The organism is Janthinobacterium sp. P210005 (genome assembly GCF_036231865.1).
GTDB classification, from domain to species: Bacteria; Pseudomonadota; Gammaproteobacteria; order Burkholderiales; family Burkholderiaceae_D; genus Janthinobacterium; species Janthinobacterium kumbetense.
The window spans coordinates 795,341-812,962 of sequence record NZ_JAZARC010000002.1; the positions used below are offsets into that span (position 1 = coordinate 795,341).

General features: G+C 61.8%; 15 protein-coding genes. 8 read left to right on the top strand and 7 right to left on the bottom strand.

The window, feature by feature from the left end:
- Positions 1-4: 4 nt before the first annotated feature.
- The 4 genes from VPH40_RS13580 to VPH40_RS13595 all read right to left on the bottom strand — a co-directional run bounded on the left by VPH40_RS13580 (position 5) and on the right by VPH40_RS13595 (position 4,904).
- Entirely contained in the window at positions 5-1,627 is a 1,623-nt protein-coding gene (locus VPH40_RS13580) for a carboxyl transferase domain-containing protein (RefSeq protein ID WP_099666039.1), read from the bottom strand.
- A 40-nt stretch (positions 1,628-1,667) separates the two neighbouring features.
- The gene (locus tag VPH40_RS13585) at positions 1,668-2,120 is read right to left on the bottom strand and encodes a YchJ family protein (protein WP_305053610.1); all 453 of its coding nucleotides are present in this window, start codon (positions 2,118-2,120) and stop codon (positions 1,668-1,670) included.
- Between the two features lie 80 nt (positions 2,121-2,200).
- Positions 2,201-3,487 (bottom strand): D-amino acid dehydrogenase, encoded by a 1,287-nt coding sequence (locus tag VPH40_RS13590; protein ID WP_328573671.1) that lies wholly within the window; start codon positions 3,485-3,487, stop codon positions 2,201-2,203.
- Positions 3,488-3,578: 91 nt separating this feature from the next.
- Complete coding sequence (locus tag VPH40_RS13595) at positions 3,579-4,904, bottom strand: serine hydrolase domain-containing protein (RefSeq protein ID WP_328573672.1); 1,326 nt, start codon at positions 4,902-4,904, stop codon at positions 3,579-3,581.
- Between the two features lie 239 nt (positions 4,905-5,143).
- Here VPH40_RS13595 and VPH40_RS13600 point away from each other — a divergent pair, with 239 nt between their 5' ends.
- Positions 5,144-5,884, top strand: coding sequence for a GntR family transcriptional regulator (locus VPH40_RS13600; protein WP_077398269.1), 741 nt, complete (start codon positions 5,144-5,146; stop codon positions 5,882-5,884).
- Between the two features lie 2 nt (positions 5,885-5,886).
- On the opposite strand, the gene VPH40_RS13605 is transcribed toward VPH40_RS13600, so the two are convergent.
- Positions 5,887-7,020, bottom strand: a complete 1,134-nt coding sequence (locus VPH40_RS13605) for a nuclear transport factor 2 family protein (protein WP_328573673.1) — start codon at positions 7,018-7,020, stop codon at positions 5,887-5,889.
- Between the two features lie 142 nt (positions 7,021-7,162).
- Complete coding sequence (locus VPH40_RS13610; RefSeq protein WP_328573674.1) at positions 7,163-8,206, bottom strand: helix-turn-helix transcriptional regulator; 1,044 nt, start codon at positions 8,204-8,206, stop codon at positions 7,163-7,165.
- A 243-nt stretch (positions 8,207-8,449) separates the two neighbouring features.
- Here VPH40_RS13610 and VPH40_RS13615 point away from each other — a divergent pair, with 243 nt between their 5' ends.
- From VPH40_RS13615 to VPH40_RS13645, 7 genes are all read left to right on the top strand, one after another.
- Entirely contained in the window at positions 8,450-9,331 is an 882-nt protein-coding gene (locus VPH40_RS13615; protein WP_328573675.1) for an N-acetylmuramic acid 6-phosphate etherase, read from the top strand.
- A gap of 45 nt (positions 9,332-9,376) precedes the next feature.
- On the top strand, positions 9,377-10,687 hold the full coding sequence (locus VPH40_RS13620; RefSeq protein ID WP_305053605.1) for an MFS transporter: 1,311 nt from the start codon (positions 9,377-9,379) through the stop codon (positions 10,685-10,687).
- 90 nt (positions 10,688-10,777) lie between these two features.
- On the top strand, positions 10,778-12,439 hold the full coding sequence (locus VPH40_RS13625) for a glycoside hydrolase family 10 protein (protein WP_328573676.1): 1,662 nt from the start codon (positions 10,778-10,780) through the stop codon (positions 12,437-12,439).
- Positions 12,440-12,533: 94 nt separating this feature from the next.
- Entirely contained in the window at positions 12,534-13,514 is a 981-nt protein-coding gene (locus VPH40_RS13630) for a BadF/BadG/BcrA/BcrD ATPase family protein (protein ID WP_328573677.1), read from the top strand.
- Entirely contained in the window at positions 13,511-14,311 is an 801-nt protein-coding gene (locus VPH40_RS13635) for an N-acetylmuramoyl-L-alanine amidase (protein WP_328573678.1), read from the top strand. The genes VPH40_RS13630 and VPH40_RS13635 overlap by 4 nt, the downstream gene beginning before the upstream one ends.
- An 83-nt stretch (positions 14,312-14,394) precedes the next feature.
- Complete coding sequence (locus VPH40_RS13640) at positions 14,395-15,297, top strand: LysR family transcriptional regulator (RefSeq protein ID WP_328573679.1); 903 nt, start codon at positions 14,395-14,397, stop codon at positions 15,295-15,297.
- Entirely contained in the window at positions 15,297-15,911 is a 615-nt protein-coding gene (locus VPH40_RS13645; RefSeq protein WP_328573680.1) for a M15 family metallopeptidase, read from the top strand. The genes VPH40_RS13640 and VPH40_RS13645 overlap by 1 nt, the downstream gene beginning before the upstream one ends.
- Here VPH40_RS13645 and VPH40_RS13650 read toward each other — a convergent pair whose 3' ends face one another.
- The gene (locus VPH40_RS13650) at positions 15,912-17,291 is read right to left on the bottom strand and encodes a sodium-dependent transporter (protein ID WP_328573681.1); all 1,380 of its coding nucleotides are present in this window, start codon (positions 17,289-17,291) and stop codon (positions 15,912-15,914) included.
- Positions 17,292-17,622: the final 331 nt, after the last annotated feature.

Sequence of the window (17,622 nt, forward strand, 5' to 3'; positions counted from 1 at the left end):
CCGCTTACATGCGGAATACGCCGAACTTCGTGTCCGGGATTTCCGCGTTCAAGGCGGCCGACAGGCCCAGGCCCAGCACCATGCGGGTGTCGGCCGGGTCGATCACGCCATCGTCCCACAGGCGCGCGGTGGCGTAGTACGGGTGGCCCTGGTGTTCGTATTGCTCCTTGATCGGCTGCTTGAAGGCCGCTTCCTCGTCCGCGCTCCACTGCCCGCCCTTGCCTTCGATGCCGTCGCGCTTGACGGTGGCCAGCACGGATGCGGCCTGGTCGCCGCCCATGACGGAAATACGGGCATTCGGCCACATCCACATGAAGCGGGGCGAAAACGCGCGGCCGCACATGCCGTAATTGCCGGCGCCGAAGCTGCCGCCGATGATCACCGTGAACTTTGGCACGCTAGCCGTCGCGACGGCCGTCACCATCTTGGCGCCATTGCGGGCAATGCCCTCGTTTTCGTATTTGCGGCCCACCATGAAGCCCGTGATATTTTGCAGGAAGACGAGCGGGATCTTGCGCTGGCAGCACAATTCGATGAAATGCGTGCCTTTCAGGGCCGATTCGGAGAACAAGATGCCATTATTGGCGATGATGCCGACTTTGACGCCATAGATATGCGCGAAGCCGCAGATCAGGGTGGTGCCGTAGCGGGCCTTGAATTCGTCGAAATCGCTGCCGTCGACGATGCGCGCGATCACCTCGCGCACGTCGAACGGTTTGCGCGTGTCGACGGGGATCACGCCATACAGTTCCTGCGTCGGGTATTTCGGCTCGACGGAGTCGCGCAAGGCCATCTGCTGCGGTTTTTTACGGTTCAGGTTTGAGACGATGGTGCGCGCCAGCGACAGCGCGTGCAAGTCGTTCTGCGCCAGGTGGTCGACCACGCCGGACAAACGCGTATGCACGTCGCCGCCGCCCAGGTCTTCGGCCGTCACCACTTCACCCGTCGCTGCTTTCACCAGCGGCGGGCCGCCGAGGAAAATCGTGCCCTGTTCCTTGACGATGATCGATTCGTCGCTCATGGCCGGCACGTAGGCGCCGCCCGCCGTGCAAGAGCCCATCACGACGGCGATTTGCGGGATGCCCTTGGCCGACAGGTTCGCCTGGTTATAGAAGATGCGGCCGAAATGGTCGCGGTCGGGGAAGACGTCGTCCTGGTTCGGCAGGTTGGCGCCGCCCGAGTCGACCAGGTAGATGCAGGGCAGGTTGTTCTGGTCGGCGATTTCCTGGGCGCGCAAATGCTTTTTCACGGTCATCGGGTAATACGTGCCGCCCTTGACGGTGGCGTCGTTGCAGACGATGACGCATTCCTGGCCCGAGACCCTGCCGATGCCGGTGATGATGCCGGCGGAAGGCGCCGCGTCGACGCCCTTGGCGTCCTGGTACATGGCGTAAGCCGCCATTTGGGAAAACTCGAGGAAGGGCGTGCCGGGATCGAGCAGCATCTGCACGCGGTCGCGTGGCAGCAGCTTGCCGCGCGCCAGGTGCTTGGCGGCCGCCGCCTCGCCGCCGCCGGCCGCGATTTTCTCGACCTTGTCGCGCAAATCGTCGACGATGGCTTGCATGGCCGCGGCATTGGCCTTGAAATCTTCACTGCGCGGATTGAGTTTGCTTTCGATGTGCGGCATTGCGGTTCCTTTTTATTATCGCCCGGTCTCTCGGGTCGCGCTATTCGGGAAAACTGCCGTCGAGATAAAACCAGCGCAGGGCGCCACCACCGCGCTTGTCCGCCTCGCGCACGAAGCGGCTCACTTCATGCAGGCGGTGCGCGCGGCCGTTGACCTTGTAGCGGGCCACGAATTCCACGCTGTCGCGCTGTATCTCTTCGGCTTGATCTGCTGATTCTGCTTTACGTTGACGTAAACGTAAAGCAGATTTTACCTCAAGTCCCAGCCAGTGGACTTTTTCTTCTTCGGCGAATAAAGCGTCGGCGGGACAGGTGCTGGCGTGCCAGGTGGCGCGCAGATAGGGCTCGTCGCGCAAGGTGAAGGCCGTGTAGCGCGAGCGCATCAGGGCTTCGGCCGTGGGCGGCAAGGCGTCTCCCGCGATATACGGGCCGCAGCAGCTGGCGTAGGAGGCGCCGCCACAGGGGCAGGCGGCAGAGGTCGAGGGTGTGGGCATGCGCTGGCAGACAGGAGAACGGAAAAGTTCCGCAATTATCCGCCATAACGGCAGCGGCGCGTGCGCACCGCCTTGGGCAGCTATTTTTTCGGGCTGAGGAAGTCCAGCGCGAACGGCGGCGCCTTGCCCTCCATGAGGTCGGCCAGGATGCGCGCCGTGCCGGCGGCAAAGGTAAAGCCCAGCGGACCATGGCCCACGTTCAGCCACAGATTGCCGACTTTGCTGGCGCCCACCAGCGGCGCGCTGTTCGGCGTGGCGGGGCGCAGGCCGGCCCAGGCCGTGGCCTGGTCGTAGTCGGCGCCGCGCGGCATGGCTTCGCGCGCCAGCCGCGTCAGGCCGGCGATGCGGTTCCAGTCGATGCTGTTGTCGGCGCCCACCATGTCGACCATGGCGGCCACGCGCAGGTCGCCGCCTATGCGCGCATACAGCACCTTGCGTTCGAAATCCGTGATGCTGATCTCGGGCGCCTGGTCCTGCGCGCGGATGGGCGCCGTCAGGCTGTAGCCCTTCAGCGGGTACAGGGGCAGGTAGACGCCCGCCGTGGCGGCCAGGTCGCGGCTCTGGATGCCGGCCGCCAGCACATAGTGATCTGCCTGCAACAGGCCCAGGCTGGTGTTGACGCCCGTGACCTTGCCCTTGTGCGTGACGAGGCGGCGCGCCTCGCCCTTCAGCAGCAGGGAAAAATTCGGGTGCTGCAGCAAACGCGCTTCCAGGGCCAGACAAAAGGCGTGGCAATCGGCCACGGCTTCCCCTTCGGTAAAGATACCGCCCGCCAGGGCACCCTGCAAGGCCGCCAGCGCTGGTTCGCGCTGCACGGCTTCCAGCGGCGACAGGACGACGCGCGCCTCTTCCGACTCGGGCCGCGCCACGGCCCGCTGAAAGATGGCGGGCGTGCGGTAGACGATGAGCTTGCCAGCATCGCGCCAGGCATACGCTTCCGGCGGCACCGTCAATTCCAGCTGCGCCATGCCGGCGCGGCTCCATTCTCCCAGTTGCAGCAGCTTGGCCGTCGTGCGGGTATTGCTGGCGCTGTTGCAATTGCGCAAGAAACTGGCCATCCAGCGCCATTGGCGCCAGTCCGCCTCGGGACGGAAGCGCAGCGGACCGTCTTTTTGCAGCAGCCACTGCAAGGCTTTGAAGGGCACGCCCGCGTCCGCCAAGGGCGCCACATAGCGATAGCTGAGCTGGCCGCCATTGCGGTAGCTGGCGGCGATGGCCACTTGTTCATTGCGTTCCAGTACAGTGACCCTGTAGCCGGCCTCGGCCAGCCACCAGGCCGATGTCAGACCGACGATGCCGCCGCCGATGATGATGACTTGTTGCTGCATGTTGCCTCGCTGCGTTGCGCTCCCATGGTGCGGGAGCATTCGGGAAGAGCTTAGAGGCTGGCCGTCAACGCAGCCAATGAAACATCATGGTGCAGCCATAACTTTCAGGAATGCACTGTTTCAGTGCAAATTATTCATGCTTGTCAATCGCACCACGGTATAGGGTGGTGAGTATCAATTCCTCGCTGCGGCCCATGGCGGAATACGTGCCCGGATAGCGTTCGGGATCGCTGCCCGTGCCGCCCACCAGCATCACCATGCCGTTCCGGTTCTTGAAATCGAGCACGAAGGCGGACACCAGGCCATACGCGTCGCCCAAATGGCCCACGGCCGTGAAGCCGGCGCCCTCGACCAGGCCATTGCCCTGCCCCGCCACCGCGTCGAATTGCTGGTTGCCCAGCCCCCAGGCGCGGTACAGGCCCCGCTCGCTGTCGCCATTGCCGGCGTCTGGCGCCAATTGCCATTGCCGGCCAAACATCAGCGCGATGCTGGCCGGCTGCAATAGCTGCTGATCCTGGTAGCGGCCCCCGTCGAGCAGCATCTGCATGACCTTGCCCAGTCCCGCGGCGGAAATGCGCAAGCCGCCCGTGGGACTGAAGACGGTGGCGTTGCTGCCGATCACATAGCTGGCCATGCCGGCCGGTGGACGCTGGTAAAAATCGTCGGCCTGGGCGATCCATGGCCCGTGCGGCTGCCACACTTCCGTCTCCAGCGTGCGCTTGCGGTACAGGGTGGCCGTATTTGCGACCTCTTCCGGGGAAAAGGCGGCCGGGTTGTAGCCGCCGCGCACATCGAGGGGATCGAGCAGCAGACGGCGCATCAGCAAGTCGAAGCGCTCGCCCGTGACTTTTTCCATCACCGTGCCGATCACGCCCCAGTTCAGGTTGGAATACGTAAAGTAGCGGCCCGGCGCTGCGGCGCGATCCCACATGCTGTCGCCGCCGGCCGTAAACACGTCGCGCAGGCTGCGTTCCGGCCCCCAGGCGTAGCCGCCCGCGTCGCGCAGCGAGGAAGTGTGGCTGAGCAAGCTGCGCAGGGTCAACGGTTGCTGGGGAAAATGCGGGTTGCGCAGGGAAAAGCCCAGATAAATGCCCACGTCCTGGTCCAGGCTCAGCTTGCCCTGCTCGACCAGCCGCATCAGGCCCAGCGTGGTCATCATCTTCGAGACGGAAGCGATGCGGAACAGGGTGGCCGGCGTCACGGGCAAGCTGTCCGCCGGCGTGGCGGCCATGTGCCGGCAGCCAAATTGTTGCTGATAAGACACCTTGCCATGGCGGATGGCCAGCACGGACAGGCTGGCCAGCGGGTGGGCCGCATCGTCGACGATGGCGGCCAGCGTGGCATCGAGCGCGCGCGGCCCTGCGTTTTGAGAGACCAAGTCGCTGCCGCTGCCGGGCGGGGCGGCCAGCGCGCTCCAGGTCGTGCCCAGCAGCAGCAAGCCCAGTAAACCCGTCATTTTATTGTGCATGTTTCCCTGTTGTCCGATGTGGTGGAGGCGTCACCAGCATAGGGCGCGATGGTTTACATGGCTAATGAAAATTGCTTATTTATCTATAATGCAAAGCTATACGTACGGTAAAACATTGTTTTTTTAAGTGTATAACCGTTATTTATGGTCATTTTCCATTTATTCATGGGTGGACGGGCTACGCGCAGGCGCCATCGCTATTACACTAGGAGGACAAGGAGAACTGTATGAGCCAGACCAGCGTAGAACTCAAGGTCGATTTAAATGACAATTCGCCTTTATATATGCAGATCGCCCGCAAGCTGAGCGATGACGTACGCAACGGCCGCTACCAGGTAGACCAGGCCCTGCCATCCGAACGTACCCTGTCCGAACTGCTTGACGTATCGCGCGTGACTGCCCGCAAGGCCATCGACCAGCTCGTCGAGCAAGGTCTCGTCGTGCGCCGCCGCGGCTCGGGCAACTATATTGCCCCGCGCATCGAGCAGCCGCTGTCGAACCTGTCGAGCTTTTCCGAGCAGCTGCAGCAGCGCGGCTACCGCCCCGGTTCGCGCTGGCTCAAGCGCGAAGTCGTCATCGCCAGCAGCGATGAGCAGCTGAGCCTGGGCCTGGCGCAGAACACGAAAGTGGCGCGCCTGGAGCGCTTGCGCCTGGCCGACGACGTCGTGATGGCGTATGAAGTGAGCGTGCTGCCGTTCAGCGTGGTGCCGGACCCGGATACCATGGGCGACTCGCTGTATGAATACTTGAGCAGCATCAAGAAGGCCCCCGTGCGCGCCTTGCAGCACATCCGCGCCATGAATGCGACGGACGTGCTGGCCAAGCAGCTGGGCATCCCCGATGGCCAGGCCGTGCTGTTCATCACGCGCATCGCCTACCTGGAGTCGGGCGAAGCGGTGGAACTCACGCATTCGTATTGCCGCAGCGATCATTACGATTTTGTGGCGGAAATGCGCCGCGCTCCGTAAATCTACTGCTCGAGCAGGCGGATCATGGATTCCGCCACGCCGACGGACGACTCCCAGCTCATGCCCGTCACCAGCCGGCCGTCGACTTCGACGTGGCTCTTGCCGTTGGCGCCGTGCCTGAATATGCCGCCATGGCCCTTGATGCTCGCTTCTGCCGAAAAGGGGTAGGCCTTGTATACCGGCGATTCCTTGTTGAGAAACGCATCGGGGAACGAGGTGAGCACCTTGCCCTGGATCAGGAAAGTACCGTCACGCAGCTTCAGATTCTTGATGCCCTCGGTGCCATGGCAGATGGCCGCGATCACCCCGCCCTGTTGTTCGTAGATACGCAAGGCGATGTCCTGCAGCGGCTTGTTGTCCGGGATGCCGACGATGGCCGCGCCGCCACCGACGAAAGCCATGCCCGCATACTCGTCTGCCCTGACCTCGGAGACGGGCTTGGTATGGGCCAGCGCCCACATGAAATCACTGTCGTACAGATGCTTCTTGAGCAGCGCGTCCGACGTGACGATCATTTCCAGGGGAATGGCGCCCCCCTCGGGACTGACGAAGTCGACGGCGTACCCTGCTTTGCGAAAGACATCATAGGTATACGCGATCTCCGGAAAATTATTGCCAGCGTTAACCTTTGTGCCGGGATACTGATGCACATTCGACACGACCAGCAGCACCTTGCGTGCCTGGCGCGGGGCTGCTGGCTCGCGATCTGCCGACTTGCTGATGATCTTCCAGTTGCCGGCGATCTTTTTCAACAGAAAGACATCCACATAGCGCACCCCTTGCTGGGGAATGTGGATCTCGGCCTTGGCGGTGGCCACCTTGCCGTTCACATCGACCTTGATCAATCGCCCGTGGCGCCCATTGAATTGCCCTATTTTCTCTTGGGAAAAGAGTTTGGCGTATTCCGGACCGCTCAACTCCCATTCCGCATCGTTTTTGCCGTCCAGGTAAAGGCGGGAACTGGCATAAAAGGCCTGGTTGATCTCGCTCTGTACGTTAAAGCTGGTGCCATGCATATACAAGCGCACGGTTTCCCGGATGGCATTTTCGTCCTGGTCTGCGGTTGCGGCGGTGCCGACGGCGGTGATGCTTAACAAGCAACAGGCGAGTATCGTTCGCAATAAAAACTGAATCATGGATGTACCCTGCATGTAGAACTGCGTTTATCGGAGCAACGACTATTTCAGATCGCTGGTGGTCGATAATTTATCGAAATGCAGGGGAATTGATGTCGCCAAACATGATTTCAGACTCCGGAATGGCGATTCCGGAGAGGTTTTACGCGGAAATGGCCCTGGCCGCCTGGCTGGATTGGGCCCGGAAGCTGGCGGGAGTCTGGCCAGCCACTTTCTTGAAGGTCGAATAGAAGGTGGAACTGGAATTGAACCCGCAGCGCTCGGCGACGCTATCCATGTTCCATTGCGGCTCGTCGCTCAATACCTGTTTCGCTTCGGCGATACGGTATTCGTTGACGTAGGTAGTGAAGCTCTTGCCCAGCTTGTCATTCAATACCTGCGACACCTGCGCCTGCGTGCATCCCGCCCGCTTGGCGAGTTGGGCCAGGGTCAGGTTCGGATTCAGATAGGATTTCTGCCCGCTCATCTGTTGTTCCAGCGCGGCGAGCACGGCAAGCGTATCGTCGTGCGTCAGGCGGCTATTCCGGTACTTTTGCTGCGGGTCGGCAGGCGCCAGGATTTCCTTTCTCAGCAGAAAGACCATCACCGCCACATACAGCGAGAAGGTGAACGACAAGGCGCCGACAATATAGGACGTGAACGGCGTGCTTGCGTAGGCCGCCAACATGAGACAACTGCCTGCAAAGACGCTCAGCAGGAGCACGCTGCTGGTCGCCATCCGCTGTCCCTCGTTCCACCATGCACGGCGGCTTTGCCACAGCAGCCTGGCGGTTGCCAGCAGGTAGCATAGCCAAAACACATGAATGGCATGGCTCGACTGGTTCCACACAGCACGATACGCGGAATATGGAAAGGCAACGCCAATGCCGATCAGCAGGAAGGACAAGCCCAGATGCCAGCGCCATGCTTGTCCGGCAGGCCGTTGCGCCAGCCCGGCGATGAAGGCGCGTACATAGAGATAGGTCAAGGGACCGATCAGCAGGCAGGCCGACAGGCCCAGCTGGCGGAATTCGATGGCGATCGCAGGATTGAAGTAGAGGAAAGCGGACTTGGCGGTGCGCACCCCGACGGCAAGCAGCAATGCCCCCAGCATGCAGTCGGCGAGGCAGCGGGGCCGGCGGCTGAAAAAATAGACGGCCAGGAAAATGCCGTTGATGGCGCCGAGGGCGCTAAACAGGAACAGCAATTGGCGAGCGATCATGGGGCGTGTCGTGGATGTTGGCGTCGAACTGAAGTATAGACATAAACGGGTCTAAAACTTGCCTCTGGGCCACTGAATGAACAAATTCAGCAACTGGTTTGCCGCCGTAGCGAGGTACGCCTAGTTGCACTGGCCATAAACTCCCGTTATGCCCGCCTGCCATCCTTTCATGGTTGATCCCGCTCGTTGGTATTAAACTGGTTTCACGGTCAACCATGTTCTGAAATCATGTTGAAAACTGAAACTCCGAGCCGGCGGCATCCGGACCTGGACCTGTATCCGGTGGAGCAACTGGTGGCGGCGCTGGTCGACGACCAGTTCTGGGCCGTCGAAGCCGTGCGGCTGGCCTCGCCGCAGATCGGGGCGGCCATCACGGCTGCCCTGCCCCGCATTGCGGCCGGCGGGCGCCTGTTGTACGTGGGCGCGGGCACGTCGGGCCGCCTGGGCGTACTCGACAGCGTTGAACTCAATCCCACGTTTTCCTGGCCGCCCGAACGGGCCGTCGCCATCCTGGCTGGCGGCGCGGGCGCCATGTTCACGGCCGTCGAAGGGGCGGAAGATGATTTACAGCAAGGCGAGGCGGACTTGCTGGCCCTGCAGCCGCAGAGCAATGACGTGGTGATCCTGCTGGCCGCGTCCGGCGCCACGCCGTATGTGCTGGGTGCGCTGCTGGCCGCGCGCAAGGCGGGTGCCTTGACGATCGGCATCGCCAACAATGTGGACGCCCCCGTGGCGCACGAGGCGCAATGCGGCATCGTGCTCGACACAGGCATGGAAGTCATTTCCGGCAGCACGCGCCTGAAGGCGGGCACGGCGCAAAAAATCACCTTGAACACGATTTCCAGCGCCCTGATGGTCGGTTTGCACAAAACTTACGGAAACTTGATGGTAGACTTGAAGCCGACCAACGCCAAGCTGATCTGGCGGGCCGTGCGTCTGACCATGCACGCCACCGGCGCCAGCGAAGTGCAGGCCAGGACCGTGCTGGAGCAATGCCACTATCACGTCAAGGTGGCGATTGTTGCCTTGATCAAAAAAATCAACACAAACCAGGCACAGGCATTGTTGGCCGGCGCGGATGGCAGTGTGCGGGCGGCACTGGCGGCGTGATCCGATGGCGCGGCATTCTTCTGTCTGGGAGACAAAGAAGGATGTATGGAGCTTGTGAAACAAACCGCCCCGGCGCGCGCGAATAAGCCGTCAAATAAGCCGTGGCTGTGGATCCCCTCCCTGTATTTCGGCCAGGGCATCCCCTATGTTGTTGTCATGACACTGTCCGTGATCATGTACAAGAACTACGGCTTTTCCAATACGGATATCGCGCTGTATACCAGCTGGTTGTACTTGCCCTGGGTTATCAAGCCCCTGTGGTCGCCCTTCATCGATATGTACCGCACCAAGCGCTTCTGGATCGTCGGCTTGCAGCTGGTGATCGGCGCCGCGCTGGCGCTGGTGGCCTTGACGACCTCCCTGCCCCATTTTTTCCAGATCAGCCTAGCCATCTTCTGGCTGATGGCTTTCAGTTCCGCCACGCATGACATCGCCGCCGACGGCTTTTATATGCTGGGGCTGGAAGAGCACCAGCAGGCGGCCTTCGTGGGTGTGCGCAGCACGTTTTACCGCCTGGCAATGATCGCCGGCCAGGGGGGCCTCGTGTATCTGGCCGGCTACCTGACGCATACGACGGGCAATGTGCAACTGGCCTGGTCCGTCGTGTTCGCCATCCTGGCGGGCCTGTTCATCGCCCTCTTCCTGTATCACTATTTTATTTTGCCCAAGCCCAAGGATGACCGGCCCAGCATCCAGGGCGCCGGTATTTCCCCTCTGCAAGAGTTCGTCGCCACCTTTGCCTCCTTCTTCAAGAAGAAGGATATTTTCGTCATCCTGGGCTTTCTGCTGCTGTTCCGCCTGGGCGAAGCGCAACTGTTGAAACTGGCCGCACCTTTCCTGCTCGATCCGGTCGCGAAGGGCGGCCTGGGCCTCAGCACGGAACAGGTGGGCCTCGTCTACGGCACCATCGGCGTCATCGCCCTGACCCTGGGCGGCTTGCTGGGCGGATTCATCATTTCCCGCTTCGGCTTGAAACGTTGCCTGTGGATCATGGTGCTGTCCGTCCACTTGCCCGACCTGGTCTTCGTTTACCTGGCCACGGCCTTGCCCAGCAGCATCTATGTGATCGCCGGCGGTATTGCGTTGGAGCAATTTGGCTATGGCTTCGGTTTCGCGTCCTACATGCTGTACATGATCATGGTCTCCGATGGCGCGCATAAAACGGCCCATTACGCCATTTGCACGGGGTTCATGGCCCTGGGCATGATGTTGCCGGGCATGGCCAGTGGCTGGATACAGCAAATGCTCGGTTACCAGCATTTCTTCATCTGGGTGTGCATCGCCACCATTCCCGCCTTCATCATGGCCGCGCTGGTCAAGATCGATCCCGAATTCGGCAAGAAGGCCGAGGCCTGATTCTTTTGAACGGTGCGCCCGCAAGGATGGCGGGCGCACAGTAAAATGCCCCACCGATAGACCTGCGCTCCACCACTGCAAGGAATTGTTTTGTTGTCTACTTTTAAAAAACGCCTGGGCGCCAGCGCCGGCGTATTGGCCGCGTTGGCCACCGCCACATTGCTCAGCAGCTGTACCAGCACCAAGCTGCCTTCCGCAGTGACGCCGGGTGAAGCGGGTTTGCCGGCCGTGCCGCCCGTGCAGCACATCACGGGCGAAGTGCCGCCGCCGGCGCCGCGCGAGTTCCGCGCCGCCTGGGTGTCAACCGTGGCGAATATCGACTGGCCCAGCCGCAGCAATTTGCCGGTCGCCAAGCAGCAAGCGGAAGCGCTGGCCATCCTCGACCGCGCCAAGTCCTTGAATTTGAATGCGATTGTGCTGCAAGTGCGGCCCAGCGCCGACACGATATACCCGTCGCAGCTGGAGCCTTGGTCGGAATACCTGACCGGCAAGCAAGGCCAGCCGCCGTTGCCTTTGTATGACCCGCTGGCTTTCTGGGTTGCCCAGGCGCATGCGCGGGGACTGGAATTGCACGCCTGGTTCAATCCCTACCGTGCCCGCCACGCGACGGCCAAGTCGCCGCTGGCGCGCGACAGTTTCGCGTCCACCAACCCGGCGTCCGTCAAGCAATACGGTCGCTACCTGTGGATGGACCCGGGCGACGCCGTCGCTTCCAAGCACACGGCGGACGTGGTGCTCGACGTGGTGCGCCGCTACGATATCGATGGCGTGCACATCGACGATTACTTTTACCCGTATCCGATCGATGCGCCAGGCGCCGGCGCCGGCGCGGAAACGGCCGCGCTGGACGCGGGCAATGGCGGCGCCAAGCGCGAACTGCCGTTTCCCGATGAGCCTTCCTGGCAGCAATATCTGCTGGCTGGCGGTCAGCTGGATCGTCCGTCCTGGCGCCGCCAGAACGTCAACCAGTTGATCGAAGCGTTATATACAGGCATTCACCGCGAAAAGAGCTGGGTGCGCTTCGGCATCAGCCCGTTCGGCATCGGCCGTCCCGACCGCCGCCCTGCCGGCATCGTCGGTTTCAGCCAGTACGACAAATTGTATGCGGATGCGGAACTGTGGCTGGCCAAGGGCTGGCTCGATTACCTGTCGCCGCAGCTGTACTGGCCCGTGGCGCAGGCGCCGCAAGCGTTTGGCGTGCTGCTCGACTATTGGCTGGCGCAAAACCCGTATGGCCGCCACGTGTGGCCAGGCCTGTACACGAGCCGCATCGACAATTCCGCCAAGTCCTTCACGCCGCAAGAGATCATCAAGCAGATCGAAGTGACGCGCACGCGCCCCGGCGCGAATGGACAAGTGCATTTCAGCATGGTGCCCCTGATGCAGAACCGCAAGGGTGTTAGCGACCAGCTCAAGGCGAGCGTGTATCAAAGCCCTGCCCTGATTCCCGCCACGCCATGGCTGGGCAAGGAAGCGCCCGGCACGCCCGTGCTGGCCTTGCGCCGCGATTCCACCAGCCTGAACGTCAAATTGGCGGCGGGCGGCGGCAAACCTGTGGCGCAGTACGCCGTCTGGGCCCGCTATGGCGAAGACTGGCGCTTTACCGTGGTCACGGGCGTGCAGGGCGAACTGACCCTGGTTGACGACGCCACCGGCAAAGTCAACGCGGTTGTGGTCAGCGCCGTCGACCGCCTCGGCAATGAAAGCCCCCGCGTCACCGTGCGGGAACCGTTTACGGCCCCCGCCAAGTAGTTGCTGAGCGTTTATCCGTAGTCCATAACCTGCAGGCATGAAACATGCGCAAGCTTTCATGCCTGCAAGCTCCGCTTGGCTTTACACTCATGCCATGATTTTCTCCCCTGCAACCTATACTGATACTGCCGTGCTCGGGCTGGGCATCGACGCGGGCGGCACGCAGACGCGCTGGGCCCTGGCCAACGGGGACGGCGCCATCGTGGCTGACGGCGTCGTGGAAGGCTTGTCTGCCTTGCAAATGAGCAGCGATGCAGGCCGCGCAGCCGTGCACGCCACGTTTACCCGGCTGTGCCAGGCCGTGCTGGCTGTCGGCCAGCCCCGCGCCGTGGTGGCGGGCTTGACGGGTTTTGGCGGTGACGATGCGGCGCTGGCGCCCATGCTGGCGCAATTGCTGGCGCTGCACGCCGGCGACGTGCGGTTGGGCAACGATATCGATATCGCTTATCGCGACAGTTTTGAACCCGGCGAAGGTTATCTGGTCTACGCTGGCACGGGCTCGATTGCCGCCTGGATCGATGCGGACGGCGGCTTTCACCGCGCAGGCGGGCGCGGCGTGCTGCTCGACGATGGCGGCGGCGGCTACTGGATCGCGCGTGAAGCCTTGCGCCACATCTGGCGCCGCGAAGACGAGGCGCCGGGCAGCTGGCAAGGCTCGCCCATGGCCGAGGCCGTGTTTGCGCAACTGGGCGGCAGCGACTGGTCGCTGTCGCGCGCCTTCATGTATGGCCAGGAGCGGGGCGCCATCGGCCGGCTGGCGCTGGCCGTGGCTGCCAGCGCGGATGCCGATCCGCTGGCGCTGGACATCTTGCAGCGCGCGGGACAGGAATTGGCGCGCCTGGCGCTGGCCTTGACGGCGCGCCATGGTGCGCGTCCCGTCGTGCTGGCGGGCCGCGCGGCGCAGTTGCACCCGGCCATCGCGGCTGCCATGCGCGCCGCTTTGCCTGTATCGTTGACGCTGGAACAGAAAGTTGCCCGTCCACATGAAGCGGCGGCCAGGATCGCCGTCAAGACGGCCGTCAAGACACAGGCCAGCACTGAACATTTTATTAACCCGAACACGGATCTTTCATGAAAAAAATCGCCCTCGCCCTGCTGGTGGCCCTGCTCTCCGCCTGCACCACGCCCGCGCCGCACCTCGACCACAGTTTGACGGCGCGCAGCCAGAGCCCGCGCGTGAAATTCATCGTCATCCATTACACGGTCAGCGACCTGCCCCGCTCGATCAAGATCCTGACGGAACAAGTGGTCAGCAGCCATTACTTGCTGACGGACACGGACAAGCCGAAGTTTTACGTGCTGGTCGATGAATCGCGCCAGGCCAATCACGCGGGTGTGAGTAACTGGAAGACTTATACACAGTTGAATGTCAGCTCGATCGGCATCGAGATCGTCAACCCAGGCTACAAGGACACGCCGGAAGGCCGCCTCTGGTATCCGTTTCCCCAGGCACAGATCGATGAACTCATTCCCCTGTTGAAAGATATCCAGGCCCGCTACAACATCGCGCCGGAAAATATCCTCGGTCACAACGAGATCGCCCCCCAGCGCAAGCAGGATCCGGGCCCATTGTTCCCTTGGCGCCAGCTGGCCGATGCGGGCTTGATCGCCTGGCCCGATGCGAATCGTGTCGCCGCGCAGCGCCTCATTTTTGAGCAGCAAGTGCCGGATGCCGTCTGGTTCCAGAAAAAGCTGGCCCAGCATGGTTATGCGACGCCGACTACGGGCGTGTTCGACGAAGCGACGCGCAATGTGCTGATCGCTTTCCAGATGAAATACCGCAACAAGCTGTTCGATGGCACGCCCGATGGCGAAACGGCGGCCCTGCTGGAAGTGCTGACGACGCCGGCCCCGGCTGTTGCAACAAAGTAGCATGGTCGTTCCAGCCCATGACTTTTTCTTATATGCTGAACATTGACGGCCCTGGCGGCCACGGCAAGGTAAAGGAATAGCTCATGCGGTTGCGTCATATCGAAGTGTTTCACGCCATCATGCAAGTTGGCACCATCAGCGGCGCCGCCCAGGTGCTGCATATCTCGCAGCCGGCCGTGACCAAGGTCTTGCAGCATTGCGAGTTGCAACTGGGCATGCCGCTGTTCGAGCGCGTGCGGGGCAAGCTGTACCCGAAACCGGAAGCGCACCGCCTGTTTGTCGAGACGGAAAAACTCAACCGCGATTTATTGGGCATCCGCCGCCTGGCGGCCAGTCTGAAGGGCCACGCGGTGGAAACCATCCGCCTCGTGTCCACGCCGACGATCGCCATCAGTGTCTTGCCGTTCGCCATGACGGAGTGGCGGCGCGACTTTCCCCACACGCGTTGCCAGCTGGCTACCCACCACACGGGCGAGATCGTCAACACCTTGCGTCTCGGCGAAGTGGACCTGGCCGTGTCCCTGCAAGACCCGCGCCATCCGGGCATCGTGGCCGAACCGCTCGCGCATGGCGTCATGACGGTGATCGCGCCCGCCGGCACCTGGCATGCGGCCGATTGCGGCACGCCCCTGACGGCGCATGGCCTGAACGGCGAGCTGATCGGCCATGCCGACAACGATCCGCTGGGCGAACTGGTGGTGGCCGCCTGCGAAGCGCAGGACATTCACCCCGTGTTCTCCACCGTGGTGCAAACCTATCAAATTGCCCGTTCCCTGGTGGAAGCGGGCGCCGGCATGGCCGTGGTCGACCCGTTTACGGCCGCCTCCGGCTCGCCCGAACGCCTGCAGCGCCGCCCTTGGGCGCCGGCTATCCCCATCCAACTGTATTTATTGACGGCCAGCCACTCGCCGCTGTCGCATGGCGCGCGGCGCCTGGCCGACAGCATCGGCGTGGCGGCGCGTAATTGCCTGGAAAGAGGAGTCTGATGTCTGTTGCAAGTTTGCAATTGGAAGCGGTTGGCAGCGATCCGCAATTTCGCCACCTGAGCAGCATCGCCGGCATTGCCGTCGACTTGCGCTATGCCACGCCCGATAATTTCGTCGGCCGCGACTTGTACAGCCCCATCGATTGCGCCTGGCTGCACCGCGATGCGGCCGCCGCGCTGGAACGGGCCGTGGCGTGGCTGGCCGCGCGGCGCCCCGATCATCATTTATTGGTGCTCGACGCCTTGCGCCCGCAACGGGTGCAGCAGCAACTGTGGGACGCGTTGCAGGGTACGGAGTTGCTCGGTTATATCGCGGAGCCGTCGCGCGGTTCGATCCACTCGTTCGGCATGGCGCTCGACATCACCATCGTCGGGCCCGACGGAGAGGAATTGGATATGGGCACAGGCTTTGACGACCTGAGTGAGCGCTCGCACCCGGCGCTGGAGCTGGTTTTGCTGGAAAAGGGGGAAATTACGCAGGAGCATGTGGCACATCGCCGATTGTTGCGCGACGCCATGTTCCAGGCGGGCTTCTTCGGCATCAACAGCGAATGGTGGCATTTCGATTGCGGCGACCGGGTGCTGGTGCGCCAGACCTACACCCGGGTACTCTGATTAAAAGACCTTTAATCCCTTCAGCATCACGATCAGGATCAATACGGGCGAGACAAAGCGCAGCAGGAACAGCAGCACATGCGCCAAGGTTGTATTGTGCAACTGGCCGTGATTGCTGATCGCATCGATGAAATGCTGCTTGCCCCAGGCCCAGCCTGTAAACAAGGCAATCGCGATGCCGCCCACGGGCAGGAAGATATTCGACGAGACAAAGTCGAACAGATCAAACATATTCAAATCGAATAACTTGAAGTCCGCCAGGGTGCTGTTACTGAGGGCGCACACGGAACCGAGCACGGCCAGCAGCAGCATGGTCACGACGGTGGCCCTGGTGCGCGTCCAGCCAAAGCGTTCATGGAAAATGACCACGGGCACTTCCATCAGCGACAGCATCGCGCCCGTGGCGGCCACGGCGGCCAGGATGAAGAACACCACCATCAGGGCTTGCCCCATGGGAATTTGCGAAAACACGGCAGGAATCGTGATGAACACCAGCGACGGTCCCGCGCTGGGGGCGAAGCCAAACGTGAACACGGCGGGGAAGATGGCGATGCCGGCCAGCATCGATACGCCGAGGTCGGCCGCCATCACGCGCAAGGTCGTGACGGGGATATTCTGGTCATCGCGGAAATAGCTGCCGTACGTCATCATCGTGCCCATGCCGACGGACAATTTAAAGAAGGCCAGGCCCATGGCCGTCAGCACGACGGACGCCGTCAGCTTGGAAAAATCAGGACGGAACAGGAAAGCCAGGCCTTCACCTGCTTTATCGAGCGACAGGCTGACCGCGCACAGCAGGAGCAGCAGCAGGAACAGCAGTGGCATCAGTTTCTTGGCAATCGCCTCGATGCCCTTGGTCACGCCCAGCATCAATATGCCGCCGATAAACAGCAGCACGCCCCATTGCCACAACAGCGATTGCAAAGGATTGCTGATCAGGGCGGCGAAGGCCGCTTCCGTCACCAGTTTGTCGCTGCTGAGGATGGAGCCGTCGATGGCCTTGGCGATATAGGCAAACACCCAGCCCACCACTTCCGAGTAAAACGCCACGATCAGGAAGGCGGCTACCATGCCGATGACGCCGACCAGCCACCAGGGCTTGCCCTTCGGCGCCAGCTGTTCCATGGTCGAGATCGGGTTGACCTTGGCGCGGCGTCCCAGGGTGATTTCCGCGATCATCACGGGTAACCCTACTAATAAGGTGGCGAGTAAATAGATGAGCAGGAAGCCGGCGCCGCCATTGGCCCCCGTCAAGTAGGGGAATTTCCAGATGTTGCCGAGACCGACTGCGGAACCGAGGGTGGCGGCGAGCACGCCGAAGCCAGTGGTAAAGCCAGCTCGTTTCAGGGTCAGGCCTGATCCTTGAGCTTGTTGTTTCATGGTGAATCTTCTATGGATGGACGCGAATGTGCGCTGAGGGGGCGAAATTGTAGCAGTTGGCCGCAAATACCCCGGAAAAGCCTTGCTACTCCCGGGGCGCTTTGCTATAGTTCGCCTCCCCAATGAGACGCACTGGTTTGCGGCACAAAAGGGACAGCCTTCAGGGGCTGGGTAGTAGAAAAGAAGGTGTTGACGATTGTGCTGAAATGCTTCATACTCTTCCTTCTTCGCAGCTGACAAACACAACGCTTTGTCGATAGCGCGAAAGCAGTACCGAATACAGTTCTTTAACAATTAACAGTCGATAAGTGTGGACATTTGATGTAAGTGC

Coding starts and splice junctions, on each gene's coding strand:
- VPH40_RS13580 (WP_099666039.1), bottom strand. CDS start 1,627: ATGCCGCACATCGAAAGCAAACTCAATCCGCGCAGTGAAGATTTCAAG.
- VPH40_RS13585 (WP_305053610.1), bottom strand. CDS start 2,120: ATGCCCACACCCTCGACCTCTGCCGCCTGCCCCTGTGGCGGCGCCTCC.
- VPH40_RS13590 (WP_328573671.1), bottom strand. CDS start 3,487: ATGCTCCCGCACCATGGGAGCGCAACGCAGCGAGGCAACATGCAGCAA.
- VPH40_RS13595 (WP_328573672.1), bottom strand. CDS start 4,904: ATGACGGGTTTACTGGGCTTGCTGCTGCTGGGCACGACCTGGAGCGCG.
- VPH40_RS13600 (WP_077398269.1), top strand. CDS start 5,144: ATGAGCCAGACCAGCGTAGAACTCAAGGTCGATTTAAATGACAATTCG.
- VPH40_RS13605 (WP_328573673.1), bottom strand. CDS start 7,020: ATGATTCAGTTTTTATTGCGAACGATACTCGCCTGTTGCTTGTTAAGC.
- VPH40_RS13615 (WP_328573675.1), top strand. CDS start 8,450: ATGTTGAAAACTGAAACTCCGAGCCGGCGGCATCCGGACCTGGACCTG.
- VPH40_RS13620 (WP_305053605.1), top strand. CDS start 9,377: ATGGAGCTTGTGAAACAAACCGCCCCGGCGCGCGCGAATAAGCCGTCA.
- VPH40_RS13630 (WP_328573677.1), top strand. CDS start 12,534: ATGATTTTCTCCCCTGCAACCTATACTGATACTGCCGTGCTCGGGCTG.
- VPH40_RS13635 (WP_328573678.1), top strand. CDS start 13,511: ATGAAAAAAATCGCCCTCGCCCTGCTGGTGGCCCTGCTCTCCGCCTGC.
- VPH40_RS13640 (WP_328573679.1), top strand. CDS start 14,395: ATGCGGTTGCGTCATATCGAAGTGTTTCACGCCATCATGCAAGTTGGC.
- VPH40_RS13645 (WP_328573680.1), top strand. CDS start 15,297: ATGTCTGTTGCAAGTTTGCAATTGGAAGCGGTTGGCAGCGATCCGCAA.
- VPH40_RS13650 (WP_328573681.1), bottom strand. CDS start 17,291: ATGAAACAACAAGCTCAAGGATCAGGCCTGACCCTGAAACGAGCTGGC.